Annotated in this window: 16 protein-coding genes and 1 tRNA gene; 5 read left to right on the forward strand and 12 right to left on the reverse strand. The window is 44.8% G+C overall.

Translation table 11 applies throughout. The features are described 5' to 3' along the window. Positions 1-25 precede the first annotated feature (25 nt). From tviB to WCN91_RS02010, 5 genes are all read right to left on the reverse strand, one after another. Positions 26-1,300 carry a Vi polysaccharide biosynthesis UDP-N-acetylglucosamine C-6 dehydrogenase TviB gene (gene tviB, locus WCN91_RS01990; protein ID WP_342675754.1) on the reverse strand — a complete coding sequence of 425 codons (1,275 nt, stop codon included), beginning with the start codon at positions 1,298-1,300 and terminating at the stop codon, positions 26-28. Then, complete coding sequence (locus WCN91_RS01995; RefSeq protein ID WP_342675756.1) at positions 1,300-2,250, reverse strand: Wzz/FepE/Etk N-terminal domain-containing protein; 951 nt, start codon at positions 2,248-2,250, stop codon at positions 1,300-1,302. Before WCN91_RS01995 ends, tviB begins: the two co-directional genes overlap by 1 nt. Positions 2,251-2,263: 13 nt before the next feature. Continuing rightward, the gene (locus WCN91_RS02000; protein ID WP_342675758.1) at positions 2,264-4,933 is read right to left on the reverse strand and encodes an SLBB domain-containing protein; all 2,670 of its coding nucleotides are present in this window, start codon (positions 4,931-4,933) and stop codon (positions 2,264-2,266) included. 103 nt (positions 4,934-5,036) lie between these two features. Beyond that, positions 5,037-5,813: a DUF481 domain-containing protein gene (locus WCN91_RS02005; RefSeq protein ID WP_342675760.1), complete on the reverse strand. Its 777-nt coding sequence runs from the start codon at positions 5,811-5,813 to the stop codon at positions 5,037-5,039. A 19-nt stretch (positions 5,814-5,832) separates the two neighbouring features. Further along, positions 5,833-6,654 carry a mechanosensitive ion channel domain-containing protein gene (locus WCN91_RS02010; protein WP_342675762.1) on the reverse strand — a complete coding sequence of 274 codons (822 nt, stop codon included), beginning with the start codon at positions 6,652-6,654 and terminating at the stop codon, positions 5,833-5,835. Between the two features lie 289 nt (positions 6,655-6,943). Between WCN91_RS02010 and WCN91_RS02015 the strand changes: the two genes are divergently transcribed. Next, a tRNA-His gene (locus tag WCN91_RS02015) sits at positions 6,944-7,019 on the forward strand. 546 nt (positions 7,020-7,565) lie between these two features. Further along, entirely contained in the window at positions 7,566-8,012 is a 447-nt protein-coding gene (locus tag WCN91_RS02020; protein ID WP_342675764.1) for an REP-associated tyrosine transposase, read from the forward strand. A gap of 617 nt (positions 8,013-8,629) precedes the next feature. Here WCN91_RS02020 and epmA read toward each other — a convergent pair. Together epmA and efp are read right to left on the reverse strand one after the other, a co-directional pair. Beyond that, positions 8,630-9,610: an elongation factor P--(R)-beta-lysine ligase gene (epmA, locus tag WCN91_RS02025; protein ID WP_342675766.1), complete on the reverse strand. Its 981-nt coding sequence runs from the start codon at positions 9,608-9,610 to the stop codon at positions 8,630-8,632. Between the two features lie 99 nt (positions 9,611-9,709). Continuing rightward, positions 9,710-10,276: an elongation factor P gene (efp, locus tag WCN91_RS02030; protein ID WP_342675768.1), complete on the reverse strand. Its 567-nt coding sequence runs from the start codon at positions 10,274-10,276 to the stop codon at positions 9,710-9,712. Between the two features lie 40 nt (positions 10,277-10,316). On the opposite strand from efp, the gene epmB reads away from it, so the two are divergent. Further along, entirely contained in the window at positions 10,317-11,333 is a 1,017-nt protein-coding gene (gene epmB / locus WCN91_RS02035) for an EF-P beta-lysylation protein EpmB (RefSeq protein ID WP_342675770.1), read from the forward strand. 29 nt (positions 11,334-11,362) lie between these two features. On the opposite strand, the gene WCN91_RS02040 is transcribed toward epmB, so the two are convergent. Then, on the reverse strand, positions 11,363-11,575 hold the full coding sequence (locus tag WCN91_RS02040; protein WP_342675772.1) for a hypothetical protein: 213 nt from the start codon (positions 11,573-11,575) through the stop codon (positions 11,363-11,365). 70 nt (positions 11,576-11,645) lie between these two features. Here WCN91_RS02040 and WCN91_RS02045 point away from each other — a divergent pair, with 70 nt between their 5' ends. Beyond that, complete coding sequence (locus tag WCN91_RS02045; protein WP_342675774.1) at positions 11,646-11,945, forward strand: prephenate dehydrogenase; 300 nt, start codon at positions 11,646-11,648, stop codon at positions 11,943-11,945. Positions 11,946-12,367: 422 nt separating this feature from the next. On the opposite strand, the gene WCN91_RS02050 is transcribed toward WCN91_RS02045, so the two are convergent. The 4 genes from WCN91_RS02050 to WCN91_RS02065 form a co-directional block, all read right to left on the reverse strand. Continuing rightward, positions 12,368-12,880, reverse strand: a complete 513-nt coding sequence (locus tag WCN91_RS02050; RefSeq protein WP_342675776.1) for a DUF3016 domain-containing protein — start codon at positions 12,878-12,880, stop codon at positions 12,368-12,370. 182 nt (positions 12,881-13,062) lie between these two features. Continuing rightward, on the reverse strand, positions 13,063-14,709 hold the full coding sequence (gene groL, locus WCN91_RS02055; RefSeq protein WP_342675778.1) for a chaperonin GroEL: 1,647 nt from the start codon (positions 14,707-14,709) through the stop codon (positions 13,063-13,065). Between the two features lie 221 nt (positions 14,710-14,930). After that, positions 14,931-15,218 carry a co-chaperone GroES gene (locus WCN91_RS02060; protein WP_105188484.1) on the reverse strand — a complete coding sequence of 96 codons (288 nt, stop codon included), beginning with the start codon at positions 15,216-15,218 and terminating at the stop codon, positions 14,931-14,933. Positions 15,219-15,327: 109 nt separating this feature from the next. Beyond that, a complete protein-coding gene (locus tag WCN91_RS02065) occupies positions 15,328-15,822 on the reverse strand; it encodes an FxsA family protein (protein WP_342675782.1) in 495 nt (164 codons plus the stop codon). Positions 15,823-15,961: 139 nt separating this feature from the next. Here WCN91_RS02065 and cutA point away from each other — a divergent pair, with 139 nt between their 5' ends. Then, a complete protein-coding gene (gene cutA / locus WCN91_RS02070) occupies positions 15,962-16,282 on the forward strand; it encodes a divalent-cation tolerance protein CutA (RefSeq protein WP_342675784.1) in 321 nt (106 codons plus the stop codon). Position 16,283 lies beyond the last annotated feature (1 nt).

Consider the following 16,283-nt stretch of genomic DNA (forward strand, 5'->3'; position numbering starts at 1 on the left):
AACCTAAAGTTAGTGTAAATACAGATTAAAGGCGCATGTCAACGCTTGCTTTATCTAACACATACTTAAGATCGTAAAGCACGTGCTTTTCTTTTCCAAAAGAACGAATAGCATCAGTACCAAGCTCTTTAAACTCATTGTGACCAACGGCCAAAATGACAGCGTCATACTTTGCTTTCTCAGCTTGCTTTTTGACTTCCAAGCCATATTCATGCATGGACTCTTCGTTCGAGCACCAAGGATCAACGATATCAACATTGATATTGTATTCATTTAACTCTTCAACAATGTCCACTACCTTGGTATTTCTAAGATCTGGGCAGTTTTCTTTAAACGTAAGTCCCATAACTAGGACGTTTGCGCCTTCTACATGAATACGCTCTTTAACCATACGCTTAACTAATTGCGATACAACATGCTGACCCATACCATCATTCAAGCGTCTGCCTGCAAGAATCATCTCTGGGTGGTAACCCACTGCTTGCGCCTTGTGCGTCAAGTAATATGGATCAACGCCGATACAGTGTCCGCCTACTAGGCCGGGACGGAATGGTAGAAAATTCCATTTAGTACCAGCTGCTTCTAGCACTTCTAAAGTATCAATACCAAGCTTGTTGAAAATGATTGATAGCTCGTTGATAAGCGCAATGTTTACATCTCGTTGTGTATTTTCAATCACTTTAGCAGCTTCAGCCACTTTTATACTTGATGCCTTATGGGTACCAGCAGTAATGATTGATGAGTATAAGCTATCAATAAAATCGGCTACCTCAGGCGTTGAGCCTGAAGTTACTTTTAATATATTAGTTACACGGTGTTCTTTATCACCAGGATTGATACGCTCAGGCGAATAGCCCGCAAAAAAGTCTCTATTGAAAGTAAGACCAGATACACGTTCAACTACTGGTATACAGTCTTCTTCAGTAGCACCAGGATAAACAGTTGACTCATAAATGATAATATCACCTTGTTTAATAATTTTACCAAGCATTTCACTTGCTTTAACAAGCGGTGTTAAATCTGGTTGTTTGTAATCATCAATAGGTGTAGGCACTGTAACGATAAATACGTTACACTCTTTTAGATCATCTATATTTGAAGAGAATACCAAACTTTCTGCTGAAGCTAATTCATTATCATCTACCTCTAGAGTTGAGTCAGTACCAGATTTAAGCTCCAATACTCTTTTTTTATTGATGTCAAAGCCCAAGACAGCGTATTTTTTACTAAACTCTACAGCTAATGGTAGTCCTACATAACCTAAACCTAAAACTGCAATTTTACTATTTTGTAAATCCATTATTTTTTACTCTTTATGAATTGGCTTCTAATCAAAATAAACATCGCTGAGATAATAAGTCCTAAAAGTACTGATAATACACATATCACACCTCTTTTAGGTTCACTTTTTTCTTCAGCTATAACTGCTGGATCGATAACTTTCAAAGCGAACTCTTCTCGTACACTTGCCAACATTTTCGCTTGCTCTTGTTGCTCAATTAACTGATAAAACACTTTCTGCATATCAGCCAAGGTTGTTTCATTTAGAGCTCTAGTAAGATAGCCGATACTTTTTTCCGCATCATTTATGGCATTTGTGCGCATAGTACTGTTAATTTGCTCTATAAGCTTGTCTGTCAATTCCTTAGCAACAACAGGGGAGTAGTGCTTCATTCCAATGGTTATTAAACCAGTTTCTTTCTTTTTAGTAACGGTCAAAAACTCTTTAATGATCCTATCATGCACCTCTAATAAGCTAGGCTCCGATTGTTTTGACGTCTTGGTTTCACGCACCCAAATAGACTTCTCTTTATCGTAAATTTCAGGATCATATAAAACCTTATTGTTAGCTTGGTCCCACCCATTCGCAGCCATAATGAGAGGTTTCAAGTCATGCTTTTGCACAAACTCACCAATAAAAGAGCGACTTTTTAGAAGCTCTAGGGCAATAGTAGTTTTGTCTGCACTACCGCCACCTAGATTTACACCAGCAAGAGAGGCCAAACCACCAAACTGACCTGCTAAAGCCGATAATCCACCACTTTGACCATCTTCAGCAGGCGCTAGCAGCGCCTCGCTTTTGTAAATGTTAGGTAGGCTCAATGCATACACTACTGAGATAACAGCCGCGATTATAGTTGTGCCTATGATGATCCACTTGCCTTGCCATAGTGCCAAGAACAGCTCTTTTAAGTCGATCTCATCATCTGCAAAAGTGGTTTGTTGCATCTGGATATTTTGGTTATTCATTAAGTGCTATTCCTTAAATACCGCTAATAGCCGCAACACCCACACCGATCTGATAGAAGATCTGCGTAGCGGTGCTCCATAGCGTTAGGTTATCCATATGCGCAGTATCTAAAGGCACCACTATGGTATCACCTGGCTCAATTTGATGCCCTGTGTTTACGGCAAACCAGCCTTTGTTTTGTGGCACATATACCGAGCCATCGGCTTTAATAACATAGATACGTTCTTCATCGGCGCGCGCCTTAGTGCCACCGCTGAGGCGAATATATGCCTCTAAGTCAGTCTTATTACTGTAAAGGTGAGAAGTTGCATAGTTAACCTCACCAATAACACTTACCGAGTCACGCTTAGAAGGTATATATAGGGCATCGCCGTTTTGTAGTACTAACTCTTGCTCATCGGCCAAAATTTCCTCTAGATCAATAACCAAACGACCGATTGTTGGCATTGCCGACAAATCAGCAATCAACCGGCTCATTTCATCATAGGAAAGGTTATTGCTACTAATTGATTGTTCGAAGCTTTTTGAAGCCAGATCTTTACGCAATTCATTAGTTAGGCGCTGTAAGTGTTTCTGCTCCTGAGCTTTTATCGACTGGCGTGTAAACACAGCCGCATTAATTGCCGCATAGCTTGAAAATCCACCGGCACGCTGAATCACATCATTGATGGTTTCACCACGGCGAATAGTATATTGGCCTGGGAAGGTTACCTCACCACGCAGGGTGACCTTGATATTTTCCTGCCAGTTAGGAACGGTAAGCACGTTAAGGCTATCTTTACTTTGCAGTAATGGCGTTTGCTCGCCATTGCCTTTAAGGGCATCCTGCAAATTAAAAGTAATATGCTGCACATCAGTGTTTGTACCGCTCTCAGAACGAGTAATTTCTGCTTGCTCTAAATAAGCAGACTCGGTTAAGCCACCACTGGCGATAACCAATTCGGCAATAGTCATATTCTTCGCGAGAGGATAAACACCAGGGAAGCGCACATTGCCGTTTGCTTCAACCAGCTTAATGCGCTCTCCAGCGCCGGCTTGTATTTGCAACTGATTGACAACCTGAGCTAACAGTTGCTTACGGCTAAAGGTGGCGTAATCTCCCTTGTAACCGTCTTGTTTCTCGACAATTACTCGACTAAGACTATCGCTAGCAACTTCTTCCTCAAGATTAGCGCTCTGGCGAGGCGCACCAACGTGCTTTTCAAACTGGCGTTGCTCAAACAGGTGCCATAGTTTTACTTTTTGTTGTAGTTTTTGCTCAGCTTCGGTAAGCGCCAGCTGTTTTAGGGCGTTTTGCTCTGCGGTTTTAGACTCAAAGCGGCTAAATACAATTACCTTATCGCGCGGTTGTAGCGACAAGTTATGTGCACTGTTGCCGGCAATTGCCTCAGCTAAATTAAACTGATGCACCTCGATATTGCCGTATACATCCACTTCGCGCAGTAGCAACGCGTAAGTTAAATCGGCCTGCGGCAGCAGGGCGCCACGCACCGACTCAACCATATCAGCAACTCGCTTACCCTTATGCCAGGAGTAATCACCCGGACGGGTAACAGCCCCTATCAAGGTTACAGCGTTATTATAAGCTGAGCTACTTTCATCAATCTGTATCACATCCCCATCTTGAGGGATGTAACCCGAGTTACCTTTGGAGAAATCGAAAGATAAAACTTGTTTATAGTCGCCCTTACCTGCGCGCTCTACCGTCACTTTTTCACTGTAGGCATTGGCTTTTAAACCGCCCGCCATAGCTAGTAAATCAGCCGTACTTTCACCTTTTTTCAGCTCGAAAATAGCAGGGCGCTTTACCGCACCTGTAACACTAACCTGAGCACCTACAGGGGGGATAAACACCACATCACCAGGTTTAAGGATGATATCCTTGCTGCTATCGCCTTTAATAAGCAGATCATACAAATCAAAACGACTAACAACCTTGCCGCCGCGCTTAATTTCAATATTACGCAAAGATGCAATATTGCTCACACCACCGCTGGCAAATAAGGCATGTGTAACTGTGCTAAGTGAAGACAAGGTATAACTACCAGGTTTATAGGCTTCACCTACCACCAATACACGAATACTGCGCAGTTGACCAAGTGAGACGAAAGCTTTTACACCGATCATTTCGTTGCTAACTTTTTCGCTCACCAGGGCTTTTAATTCTTTGAAGGTCATGCCAGCTACATGAACCGGAGCCAGTTTAGGAATGCTTAAACGGCCTGAGCGGTCGATGCTAGCGTCTATAGTTGCCGACTCTTTACCATACAGGGAAATTTGTACTTGGTCGCCGGGGCGTACTATGTAGTCATCAGGGACTGGGGCGCTTTCGCTCGGCATAAAGCTGGTCGGTTCACCGGCGAAGATGTCATAGCCAAATGGCATCAAAGGCGATAATTTGGGTTTAAACTTATTGGCACCGTCCGTATCACTACCTTCGGCATAAGGGTCACGCTCACCAATAGTTTTAGCTGTTTGTTGGCTAGCCGCATTGTTATTAGCAGAGCTACCTGTAATCGCATTTAAGTCAACGCCATATTGCCGAGCTAAGGCTTCTTGTTGCGCGCGAGGTAGTTTTTTAAACTGCTCGATTTGCGCTGGAGAAGGCGTAAGTGCTTGAGTTATTGTTGTATAAAACAGTATAAAAATGGCAGAAAAGGCGCCGAGGTAGGTCTTAAACATTTTTCCCTGCATGTTTGACTCTTAAAAATTTGCCATATCATACATGACAAAACCCACAAAAAAAATGCATAAGAGGCAATTTTAATGTGGGTTTTATGTAAACTTAGAAGTTATAAACTAAGGTCAATGCCGTTTCTGTGTCGGTATTGTCTTTGTCATCAGCAACATCTGAGTTGTGAGTAACATTGAAACCAACCTTCATTTGTAACGAGCCGTTGATTTTAGTTAATAAGGCCGTCTCAGAGCGGGTTTTGGTGTTGGTATCACCATATTCTACCGCCAGCAGCTGAGTAAACTTAGCGCCTTCGGAGATCTGCCAAGTGTAATCTGCTTTAGCTAGCGCGATCACTTCACCTTCCCATTCGTCGGCAAGAGATTGACCATTTTCATCAACTTCGGTGCTGTCATCCGGGTATCTAAAATACTTATAACCCGGACCAAACTCGGCATTTAATACCATGGTTTCGTTATCAATCAGGCGCAGACCATAACCGCCAGAAATCACAGCTTCTTCACGATAAGCACCAAAGTAATCACTCAGGTACGAGGCATAGATAAATAAGTGCGCATTATCTTCGTTTAACTTGTAGTTACCTTGAGCAGAACCAAAGTATTTTTCATTGGTACGCTCGGTAATTTTGCTGCCATCGTCCTGCTCAACTTCATCTTCTTTGTAGATGCCGCTTAGTTTGTACTCGTTATTCCACTTTTCTAAGTTGTGTTTAACGGTAAGTGCGCCTTTGAATGTAGTTGTTTCGGTGTTACCACTGGTAATAATGGCACCTAGTTCTGCGTTTGCTTCCCAGGTTTTTTTCTCTTCTGCAACAACATTAGTTGCAGCACAGGCTGCAACTAATAGAGATAAGTACTTCAATTTCATGTTAGCGATATTCCCCTGATTATTCGCCAGTTTTATGTAAGTGCACATCCATTTGCGGGTATGGAATACCAACGTCGTTTGCGTCTAGTTGGATCTTAATGTTTTCCATTAGATCGAAATAGGTTGGCCAATAGTCTGCTTTGTTAACCCAAGGACGAACCACAAAGTTAACACTTGAGTCGGCTAACTCACTCACTGCCACTGTGTAGGCTGGGTCTTTCAAAATGCGGCTTTCAGCATCAAGTACCGACTTTAATACGCTTTTCGCTTTTTTCAGATCCGCGTCGTAGCTTACACCAATTACCAAATCGATTCGACGAGTCTGTTCGCGAGAATAATTCACGATAGGGCCAGACATAATGGCCGAGTTAGGCATAATGATGATTTTGTTATCTGGCGTGTTCAGCTCGGTTGAGAAGATTTCAATCTTGCGTACCGAACCCGCTTTACCGCCAGCTTCAATGTAGTCACCTGATTTGAAAGGACGAAGGATGATAATTAGCACGCCGGAAGCGAAGTTTGATAGCGAGCCTTGCAGCGCTAAACCAACCGCTAAACCTGCAGCACCTAAAATAGCAATAAAGGATGTTGTTTCAATACCAACCTGAGACAAGGCCATCAGGATAGTACCAACTAACACTAAGGCGTAAATAATGCTGCCACAGAATGAACCGACGGCTTTATCAACATTACGCTTTGCAAATGCCTTTTGAGTTAAGTTGTTACACCATTTAGCAATGCGTAAACCAACAAAGAAAACAACGAGTGCAAGTACAAATTGTACCGCATAGTGTATTAGTAGATCTGAGTTTTCAGAGATCCAGTTAGTTACAGTTTCCATTAGCGCTCCTATTATCCGCTTTTTGTTTGATACAGCGATGAAATTAAAGATTTTCGCTGTACCTAATCCGTAATTATCCCAACTTTTGTACAAACCGCAACCTAACATTGTCGCGGCCCATCTAATAATAAAAGCAAGTGACGCTTTTTGCCTATTTTTTACTAAGTTAAGCGCCTTTAACGATTAAAATTACAGCAAACGGAAAAAACTCGCTAATTTACTCTTCACAACGTCAATTAAACTAGGTATTATGCGCGCCACACATCGAGAGGTGTGTAACTTCTTTATGGCGGCTGTAGCTCAGTTGGTAGAGCCCTGGATTGTGATTCCGGTTGTCGCGAGTTCAAGTCTCGTCAGTCGCCCCATATTTTCTTCCCAGAATTTCATTTTTAAAAATTTCTATATCTTTGCAAGGCTAAAGCCTCGCCTACAGATGTCTGTAAGATCTGAGCTAGCTGTTCGACAATTAATCCCTAACCTTCCTGTAGGTCAGACTTTGCCGCCATGGATGGCGGTACTAGGGTAACGCAGGAGCAGTTACCTAGCAGTCTGACAATAGAGCAGTTACCTAGCAGTCTGACAATCGAACAATCTTGCAAGGCTAAAGCCTCGCCTACAGGTGTCTGTGAGATCTGAGCTAGCTGTTCGACAATTAATCCCTAACCTTCCTGTAGGTCAGCTGACAAAAGCGCAGTTACCTAGCAGTCTGACAATCGAACAATCAACCTCTTGCAAGGCTAAAGCCTCGCCTACAGGTGTCTGTAAGATCTGAGCTAGCTGTTCGACAATTAATCCCTAACCTTCCTGTAGGTCAGGCTTTAGCCTGACAAAAGCGCAAGGCTGAAGCAATTGCCGGGAATCTGACAAAGCAACTACAATGATTAGAGCAATCATGTTCAAAGGAAATGAATATGTCTTATCATGCATTACAAAAAGGTCGCTTCTCGCAACCTCAGCAAGAATACTTCATTACATTTTGTTGCGCTCGGCGTACTCCTCTTTTTCTATGTCCGCAACTTGCACAATTGTTTTGTTCCAGCATCGCTTACCATGAGCAGACTGCGTGTTGTCGATGGCTAACTTGGGTATTAATGCCTGACCACTTCCATGGACTTCTCATGCTTCAAAAGCATGATTTAAGCTCCTGCGTACAACATTTGAAGGGATTTACCGCCAAGCAAATAAACCAAAATTTGGGCAAAGGTGGAAGGATATGGCAAAGAGGGTTTTACGATCACGCCCTAAGAAGCGAAGAGCATCGGTTGGGTATTGCCCGATATATTGTTGCTAACCCAATTCGTAAGGGGATTGTCAGTCGTATCCAAGATTATCCATATTGGGATTCGGTCTATTTATAAGCAGATAGTTTCTTTGCAAGGCTAAAGCCTCGCCTACAGATGTCTGTAAGATCTGAGCTAGCTGTTCGACAATTAATCCCTAACCTTCCTGTAGGTCAGCTGACAAAAGCGCAGTTACCTAGCAGTCTGACAAGCTGTTAGCCTTTCCGCCCTTGCAAGGCTAAAGCCTCGCCTACAGATGTCTGTGAGATCTGAGCTAGCTGTTCGACAATTAATCCCTAACCTTCCTGTAGGTCAGCTGACAAAAGCGCAGTTACCTAGCAGTCTGACAATCGAACACTCAACCTCTTGCAAGGCTAAAGCCTCGCCTGCAGGTGTCTGTGACATCTGAGCTAGCTGTTCGACAATTAATCCCTAACCTTCCTGTAGGTCAGCTGACAAAAGCGCAGTTACCTAGCAGTCTGACAAGCTGTTAGCCTTTCCGCCCTTGCAAGGCTAAAGCCTCGCCTACAGATGTCTGTAAGATCTGAGCTAGCTGTTCGACAATTAATCCCTAACCTTCCTGTAGGTCAGGCTTTAGCCTGACAAAAGCGCAAGGCAGGAGCAATTGCCGAGAGCCTGACAATTAATACCTTACAGATGTTTTTTAGATCCCTGCGCACTGGCCTGTGCGTGCACTAAGCTCTTTCCACATCAAAACTTAACACTTCCTTGATATGCTGCTTTTTACATGCCAGCATAACCAGGCGATCTATTCCTAATGCCACACCAGCGCACGCGGGTAAGCCAGCTTCTAATGCACCCAGCAGATGCTCATCCATATCCACTTGCTGCAAACCTCGCTCCAGGCGTTTTTGATTATCTTTTTCAAAACGCTGTCGCTGTTCGCTGGCATCGGTTAATTCATTAAAGCCGTTGGCTAGCTCTAGGTTCTGATAATACAGCTCGAAGCGACCGGCAACGCGCGGGTCTTGCTCATTCAAGCGTGCCAATGCCGCCTGCGAGGCAGGAAAGTGATACACAAAACAGGGGCGATCTTGCCCTATTTGCGGCTCAATCACCATGCAGAAAAGTAACTGCAGTAAAGTATCTGCATCGCGCTCGGTAGCGGCAATGTTTCCAAAGCCTTGTGCCGTGGCGACCTGTTTTAGCTCTTCCAGGGTAATGGTCAAAGGATCAATGGCCAGCATTTGAAGAAACGCCTGCTGATAACTAATGCGCTCGGCACGCTCGGTGCCCACCACCAACTGCATCAACTCGTCTATTTCATCCATCAAATCATGTTCATCAAACCCAGGGCGATACCACTCCAGCATGGTAAATTCGGGGTTATGATAGCGACCATTTTCTTCGTTACGAAACGCCTTACAAATTTGATAGATGGCACCGCTACCCGCCGCCAATAAACGCTTCATAGCAAATTCTGGCGAGGTTTGCAGATATAGAGGTAAACCTTGGGCATAACCTTGGCCGACAAATTCGGTGGCAAATCCTTGTAGATGCTCATCAGTTACGCTCGCCTGGGATAAAGAGGGAGTGTCCACTTCCATCACCTGACGCTCAAAAAAGAATTCGCGAATGGCACGTAAAATAGCGGCGCGCTGCCTCAGCGTTTCAATACTTGCACTGGGCTGCCATAAAGCGTCTATTTTACTCATTTATTCTTTCCTCTAACTGAATCGCAACAACAAAAAATCCCAGCGCGGAATTCGGGCTGGGATATTCACTTCCCTAAGGGATTTTAACGCTAAAAGCGCTTATTTTACACGGCTTACGTATTCGCCAGAGCGCGTATCAACCTTGATCACTTCACCGATTTGGATGAACAAAGGAACGCGAACTACTGCACCTGTGCTCAGAGTTGCAGGCTTGCCACCGGTACCGGCTGTGTCACCTTTTAGGCCTGGATCCGTTTCCGTTACTTCCAGCTCAACAAAGTTAGGCGGAGTCACTGCAATCGGGTTACCGTTCCATAGGGTGATGGTGCATGAGTCGTTTTCAACTAACCATTTCACGTTGTCGCCAACCGCTTTTTCGTCTGCGGCGATCTGCTCAAAGGTGTCGTTGTTCATGAAGTGCCAGAATTCACCATCGGTGTACAGATACGCCAGATCGGTATCCATTACATCGGCCCCTTCAACCGTCTCACCTGATTTAAAGGTTTTTTCTAAAACCTTACCAGAGATCAGCTTACGTACCTTTACACGGTTAAACGCTTGACCTTTACCAGGCTTAACAACCTCATTTTCAAGGATGCTGCAAGGCTCGCCGTCCATCATAAATTTAAGACCACCCTTGAACTCGTTGGTGCTATAATTCGCCATCTTGTCCTCTAATACAATTTCTCGAGTAATTAACCTGTCAATGATACAAAGAATCGAAGTAAATTTGCATAAAAACTGGCAAAAAGAATTGGCCGAGGTGGTTACTCGCCCAGAAGAGCTGCTTTCATTACTCGAATTACCCCTAGAGGAATTTCTTCCCGACAATGAGGCAAGAAACCTGTTTAACCTGCGTGTGCCACGCCCTTTTATTGCCAAAATGCAAAAGGGCGATCCCCGTGACCCCTTGTTATTACAGGTTTTACCGCGCCGACAAGAGTTTAATCAAGCCTCTGGCTACAGCACAGATCCACTTGAAGAGCAGGACAATACACAACCCGGTTTACTGCATAAATATCGCTCGCGAGTACTTTTAGTATTTAAATCTGCCTGCGCCATAAATTGCCGCTATTGTTTTCGTCGTTATTTTCCCTACGCAGATAATCAGCTCAACCGCGCTGCTTTAGAGGAAAAGCTGGCGTATATTGCAGCCCACGATGAAGTGAATGAAGTTATCCTCAGCGGCGGCGACCCATTGATGGCCAAGGACGAGCATATCGCCTGGTTTGTCGCGCAATTAGAGGCCTTGCCCAATATTAAGCGCCTGCGCATTCACTCCCGTTTGCCTGTGACCATTCCCGCCCGCATCACAGAAGCGCTGTGTGAGATATTCGCCAACACCCGCTTGCAGGTGGTGTTTGTGCACCATATTAATCACGGCAATGAAATAGACGAGCATTTTGCTAAGGCTTGTGCCCAACTTAAAGCCGCTGGCGTGACCCAGTTAAATCAGGCGGTGCTGCTAAAAGAAGTGAATGACAATATCGAGGCGCAGGTTACGCTCAGCGAACGCTTATTCGAGGCCGGTATTCTTCCTTATTACCTGCATCAGCTCGACAAGGTGCAAGGCGCCGCCCATTTTGAAGTCACCGATGCCGAAGCCAAAGCGCTGATGGCGCAAATGCTCAGTGCCCTGCCCGGCTTTTTAGTGCCCAAGCTGGTAAGAGAGATTGGTGGCGAGCACAGCAAAACACCGATAGATCTTCATCTAGAGCCCTAAAAAACCCGCATTATGCGGGTTCTTAAATACTAGACCGTGATATTGATATGATTTCCCAAAGTGGGAGTCACCGCAGCAGCGCCGCTTTGCGCCCCCTGTGTGACACTGGCGGCGGACTCAATCAAAGCCAATGCCGCCTGACCTTCCAATTCTTGCTGCTTTTTCGATAGCGCCGCACTATAAACCTCGGCGCCTTCGCCACCAGAGGCCATAGCAGGGAGTGTGCTAGCCGATATATTCATAACCCTTACCTGACTTTTTAACCGGATCCACGTACCATATCGGCCAAGTGCCCTAAAGCTTTAACTACCTATGAACTCGATTATTGAAAAACTAAACGACAACCTTAAACTCGCCTATCGTCAGGCGCTCGACGCGGATCAAAAGTTAGATCAACTGCAAAAAGACGGCCATGGTAAATTCCAAGCTTTGTTTAATGAAGAGGCTGGCTTTTCCTTCGCCGCCAAGCGTTTTAAGCCCTATGTTCTTGATGTGGCAGCCGATATCGAAGCGCTAAGCGAGGCAAATGAACTTGACGAAGCCCTGTTGAAAAAAGCCGTGCTTAAACTGCAAAACCTGCTTGCTCTGCTATCGACCTTTAAAGTGCAGTAAAGCTAATTCCTTGTCGGTGTCACGCCCCGACAAGGTGTCTATTTGTCGGCCTAATCCGCCATTGCTCCTGTATTATTCTGTTATCAGACAGTAAGCCCAGATCTCACAGACACCTGTAGGCGAGGCTTTAGCCTTGCAAGGGTCGACTGTCAGACTGCTAGGTAACTGCTCCTGCGTTACCCTAGTACCGCCATCCATGGCGGCAAAGTCTGACCTACAGGAAGGTTAGGAGTTAATTGTCAAACAGCTAACTCAGATCTTACAGACACCTGTAGGCGAGGCTTTAGCCTTGCAAGGGTCAACTGTCAGACTGCTAGGTAACTGCTCTATTGTCAGACTGCTAGGTAACTGCTCCTGCGTTACCCTAGTACCGCCATCCATGGCGGCAAAGTCTGACCTACAGAGTCTGAGCTACAACCAAACTAGCGGTAAACCTTTTTCGGCTCAATGCCTACCTCGGGGTATAGGGTATCGGTAAACCAGGAGCTGATTAGGCGAAAATCATAGTAAAACTCATCGTCACCACGTATCGAGCGTATATGGTCCATAAAGGCCATATCTTTAATGTTTACATCGCCGCTGCTAAGCACCTTGCCGTCTTTATCCACCAGCTGGTAGCTAAATTCTATGCGCGGAATATAAATGGGCTTCATCACCCGAAACTCATTCATGCCGTAGCGCACTTCACCGGCCAGATCCAAATCGGTTATTTCGGCATTAAACACGCTACCCTCGGGTAGGTTTTGCGCTTCAAAATTAAAGTGCTTGTCGAATTTTTTCATCAAGCGCTCATGAAAAGGCTTTTTCACATCGTTGCCAGGACGGGCATCGGCGTAGTCATTTAAATCCTGCCACTTAATTTTGGCCTCACCGGCATAGGTAGCCGCCGATGCAACCATGGCCACTAAAGCCATTAATACTGTACGTACTTTCATAGTCTTCTCCGTTTAGCCTATTAGACCTGCTCACATGTATTTTGAACACAAATCAATCAACAAGTTCGTTACCAAAGGTAATCCTTTATTGTCATTTGTAGCTTTGGCAATTAGTTAAGTCAAATACGAAAAAACCCAGCCGAAGCTGGGTTTTAAAAGGAACTAGATGTTCTGGGGGATGATCACATCATTCCACCCATGCCACCCATTCCGCCCATGCCGCCCATATCTGGTGCAGCTGACTCATCTTTAGGAATTTCAGCAACCATGGCTTCTGTGGTGATCATTAGACCAGCAACTGACGCGGCGAACTGTAGTGCAGAGCGCGTTACCTTAGTTGGATCTAGGATACCCATTTCGATCATGTCGTTGTATTCGCCGTTTGCTGCGTTGTAACCATAGTTACCGTCGCCCGCTTTCACTGCGTTAACAACTACTGATGCTTCGTCACCAGCGTTAGAAACGATTTGACGAAGTGGTGCTTCCATGGCACGAAGTGCAACATTGATACCGTGGTTCTGGTCTTCGTTGTCCGCTGTCAGTGAAGCAATCTTTGAAGCAACACGTACTAGCGCAACACCACCACCCGGTACTACACCTTCTTCAACCGCGGCGCGAGTTGCATGTAGTGCATCTTCAACGCGGTCTTTCTTCTCTTTCATTTCCACTTCGGTCGCAGCGCCAACCTTGATAACCGCAACACCACCGGCTAGTTTAGCCATGCGCTCTTGTAGCTTCTCTTTGTCGTAGTCTGACGTTGCTTCTTCGATTTGCGCCTTGATCTGACCTACGCGGCCGTCGATAGCGGCTTGCTCGCCAGCACCATCGATAATGGTGGTGTCGTCTTTAGTGATCACAACGCGCTTAGCAGTACCTAGGTCTTCCAGGGTCGCTTTTTCAAGCTCAAGACCGATTTCTTCAGAAATCACAGTACCGTTAGTCAGGATAGCGATATCTTGCAGCATGGCTTTACGACGATCACCAAAGCCTGGCGCCTTAACCGCAGCAACTTTAACGATGCCACGCATGTTGTTCACTACTAGTGTTGCCAGCGCTTCACCTTCAAGGTCTTCGGCAACGATAAGAAGAGGCTTGCTGGTCTTGGCAACCGCTTCAAGAGTTGGAAGTAGCTCACGGATGTTAGAGATTTTCTTATCAACAAGAAGAATATGTGGGTTATCTAGCTCAACCTGGCCTTTCTCTGGGTTGTTGATGAAGTAAGGAGACAGGTAACCACGGTCAAACTGCATACCTTCTACAACGTCTAGTTCGTTTTGTAGTGATTGACCTTCTTCAACAGTGATAACACCTGATTCACGGCCTACTTTTTCCATTGCTTCTGCAATGATGTCACCGATTTCTGAATCAGAGTTTGCTGAAATAGTACCAACCTGAGCGATTGCTTTAGTGTCTGAACATGGTACAGAAAGTGCTTTTAGCTCTTCAACAGCAGCGATCACTGCTTTGTCGATACCACGCTTAAGATCCATTGGGTTCATGCCCGCAGCTACTGCTTTTAGGCCTTCGTTTACGATAGCTTGAGCTAGCACTGTTGCAGTAGTCGTACCGTCACCGGCTGCGTCGTTGGCTTTAGAAGCAACTTCCTTGACCATCTGCGCGCCCATGTTTTCAAACTTGTCTTCAAGCTCGATTTCTTTCGCTACAGAAACACCATCTTTAGTGATTGTAGGTGCGCCGAAAGATTTGTCTAAAACAACGTTACGGCCTTTAGGACCTAAAGTAACTTTTACTGCATCAGCTAATACATTCACGCCTTTAAGCATTTTAGCGCGAGCATCATTTGCAAAACGAACTTCTTTTGCTGCCATTATTCTTTCCTCTAAATTCTGTTTAATTCGGGTCTTATACCAATTCTGTTAAGTATGTGATCAGTTATAGCGCTGGATAAATGATATGATAACAAGGCGGAATTTTTCTTATGTAGTTATTCTACATAGTAAAATTCCAACGCCGTTAGCATGATATTTAGCTCGCTAGAATGATTAGCTATTTAAGTGAATTGGTATTAATACAACATCAGGGAGGCGTATTAGCCTACGATACCTAGGATGTTGTCTTCACGCATGATTAAGTATTCTTGACCTTCGATCTTTTCAGTCTTCTCAACGTAAGAACCGAAAAGTACGGTGTCACCTGCTTTAACTTCTAACGCGCGTACTTCGCCGTTATCCAATACACGGCCATTGCCCACTGCAACTACTTCACCACGCGAAGATTTCTCTGCGGCAGAACCGGTAAGCACGATGCCGCCAGCAGACTTGGTTTCTTCTTCTAGACGCTTAACGATCACGCGATCATGTAAAGGACGAATGTTCATTTGTTTAGTTCTCCTAACAGTTTCTGAACAACTACAGAAAAGTCTTAAAATTTGTTTCTTCTCTTATGGGGGTGAGCAAATTAAAACCCAAGAGTAAAAGTTAAAAATTTTAATCTTTACGTTCAAATTCACCTTCAATTGTGGTGTTTGAATAGCCGCGCTCTGAGTGTACTGAATGTTGCTCTGAGCTGTGATGGCTTGTACGCGAACTATGATAATGTGCGCTGAAGCCACCACCTTGAGTCATATGCACATGGGCTTGTGAGGCAAAGGCAGCCGACATGCGTTTACGCACCGCCGGAGTTAACAGTAGAAAACCGAACACATCGGTCACAATACCCGGTGTTAATAATAAAACTCCGGCGATAATCACGCAGATACCGGTAAACATTTGCTCTGCCGGCATTTGTCCCTGCGCCATTTGCAGCTGAGCCTCACGCATAGCACCCACGCCTTGTTGCTTCACTAGTTTTGCACCTAGGATGGCGGTCACCACTATCAGGGCTATGGTCGCAAAGCCACCGATAACGTCACTTACCTGGATTAACAGAGCAATTTCTATGATGGGGATAATGATAAAAAGTAGGAATAATGCTCTAAACATACTGAGTCTCGTTTAATTCAATGAAATAAATGTGCGGCTGACAAGGTCACTTTTCAAGTCTTCTGCCGAGCTTCTATAGGTTTTAACCTGGCTATCGGCTAGTATGGGGTTAGAAAAAGAACGTATAAAAAGGTTCATTATGACTACCCATTATCGGCTGATATTTACTACCTGCGCTAACAAACAAGAGGCGCGGGCCATGGCAGAACAACTGGTGCAGTTAAAATTGGCGGCCTGTGTGAACATACTTCCCGAAGTAGAGTCTATCTACATGTGGCAAGATAAAGTTACCAGCGCCACCGAAACCAAGCTGCTGATTAAAACAAAATCCGAGAAGATGAACCAAGTGATTCAAACCATTAAAAAATTACACAGCTACGAGGTACCAGAAATTCAGGTGATTGATGTAGCGACAGGAAATATGGCCTACTTCAATTGGATGGATGAGGTACTTAATTAAT

Origin of the sequence: Pseudoalteromonas qingdaonensis (genome assembly GCF_038739665.1) — a bacterium.
Classification (GTDB): Bacteria; Pseudomonadota; Gammaproteobacteria; order Enterobacterales; family Alteromonadaceae; genus Pseudoalteromonas; species Pseudoalteromonas qingdaonensis.

What these genes read in the sequence shown, in the direction of transcription:
- groL (WP_342675778.1), bottom strand. Translation starts at nt 14,709, where the DNA reads ATGGCAGCAAAAGAAGTTCGTTTTGCAAATGATGCTCGCGCTAAAATG.
- WCN91_RS02060 (WP_105188484.1), bottom strand. Translation starts at nt 15,218, where the DNA reads ATGAACATTCGTCCTTTACATGATCGCGTGATCGTTAAGCGTCTAGAA.
- efp (WP_342675768.1), bottom strand. Translation starts at nt 10,276, where the DNA reads ATGGCGAATTATAGCACCAACGAGTTCAAGGGTGGTCTTAAATTTATG.
- epmA (WP_342675766.1), bottom strand. Translation starts at nt 9,610, where the DNA reads ATGAGTAAAATAGACGCTTTATGGCAGCCCAGTGCAAGTATTGAAACG.
- WCN91_RS02065 (WP_342675782.1), bottom strand. Translation starts at nt 15,822, where the DNA reads ATGTTTAGAGCATTATTCCTACTTTTTATCATTATCCCCATCATAGAA.
- WCN91_RS02050 (WP_342675776.1), bottom strand. Translation starts at nt 12,880, where the DNA reads ATGAAAGTACGTACAGTATTAATGGCTTTAGTGGCCATGGTTGCATCG.
- cutA (WP_342675784.1), top strand. Translation starts at nt 15,962, where the DNA reads ATGACTACCCATTATCGGCTGATATTTACTACCTGCGCTAACAAACAA.
- tviB (WP_342675754.1), bottom strand. Translation starts at nt 1,300, where the DNA reads ATGGATTTACAAAATAGTAAAATTGCAGTTTTAGGTTTAGGTTATGTA.
- WCN91_RS02045 (WP_342675774.1), top strand. Translation starts at nt 11,646, where the DNA reads ATGAACTCGATTATTGAAAAACTAAACGACAACCTTAAACTCGCCTAT.
- WCN91_RS02040 (WP_342675772.1), bottom strand. Translation starts at nt 11,575, where the DNA reads ATGAATATATCGGCTAGCACACTCCCTGCTATGGCCTCTGGTGGCGAA.
- epmB (WP_342675770.1), top strand. Translation starts at nt 10,317, where the DNA reads ATGATACAAAGAATCGAAGTAAATTTGCATAAAAACTGGCAAAAAGAA.
- WCN91_RS02000 (WP_342675758.1), bottom strand. Translation starts at nt 4,933, where the DNA reads ATGTTTAAGACCTACCTCGGCGCCTTTTCTGCCATTTTTATACTGTTT.
- WCN91_RS02010 (WP_342675762.1), bottom strand. Translation starts at nt 6,654, where the DNA reads ATGGAAACTGTAACTAACTGGATCTCTGAAAACTCAGATCTACTAATA.
- WCN91_RS02020 (WP_342675764.1), top strand. Translation starts at nt 7,566, where the DNA reads ATGTCTTATCATGCATTACAAAAAGGTCGCTTCTCGCAACCTCAGCAA.
- WCN91_RS02005 (WP_342675760.1), bottom strand. Translation starts at nt 5,813, where the DNA reads ATGAAATTGAAGTACTTATCTCTATTAGTTGCAGCCTGTGCTGCAACT.
- WCN91_RS01995 (WP_342675756.1), bottom strand. Translation starts at nt 2,250, where the DNA reads ATGAATAACCAAAATATCCAGATGCAACAAACCACTTTTGCAGATGAT.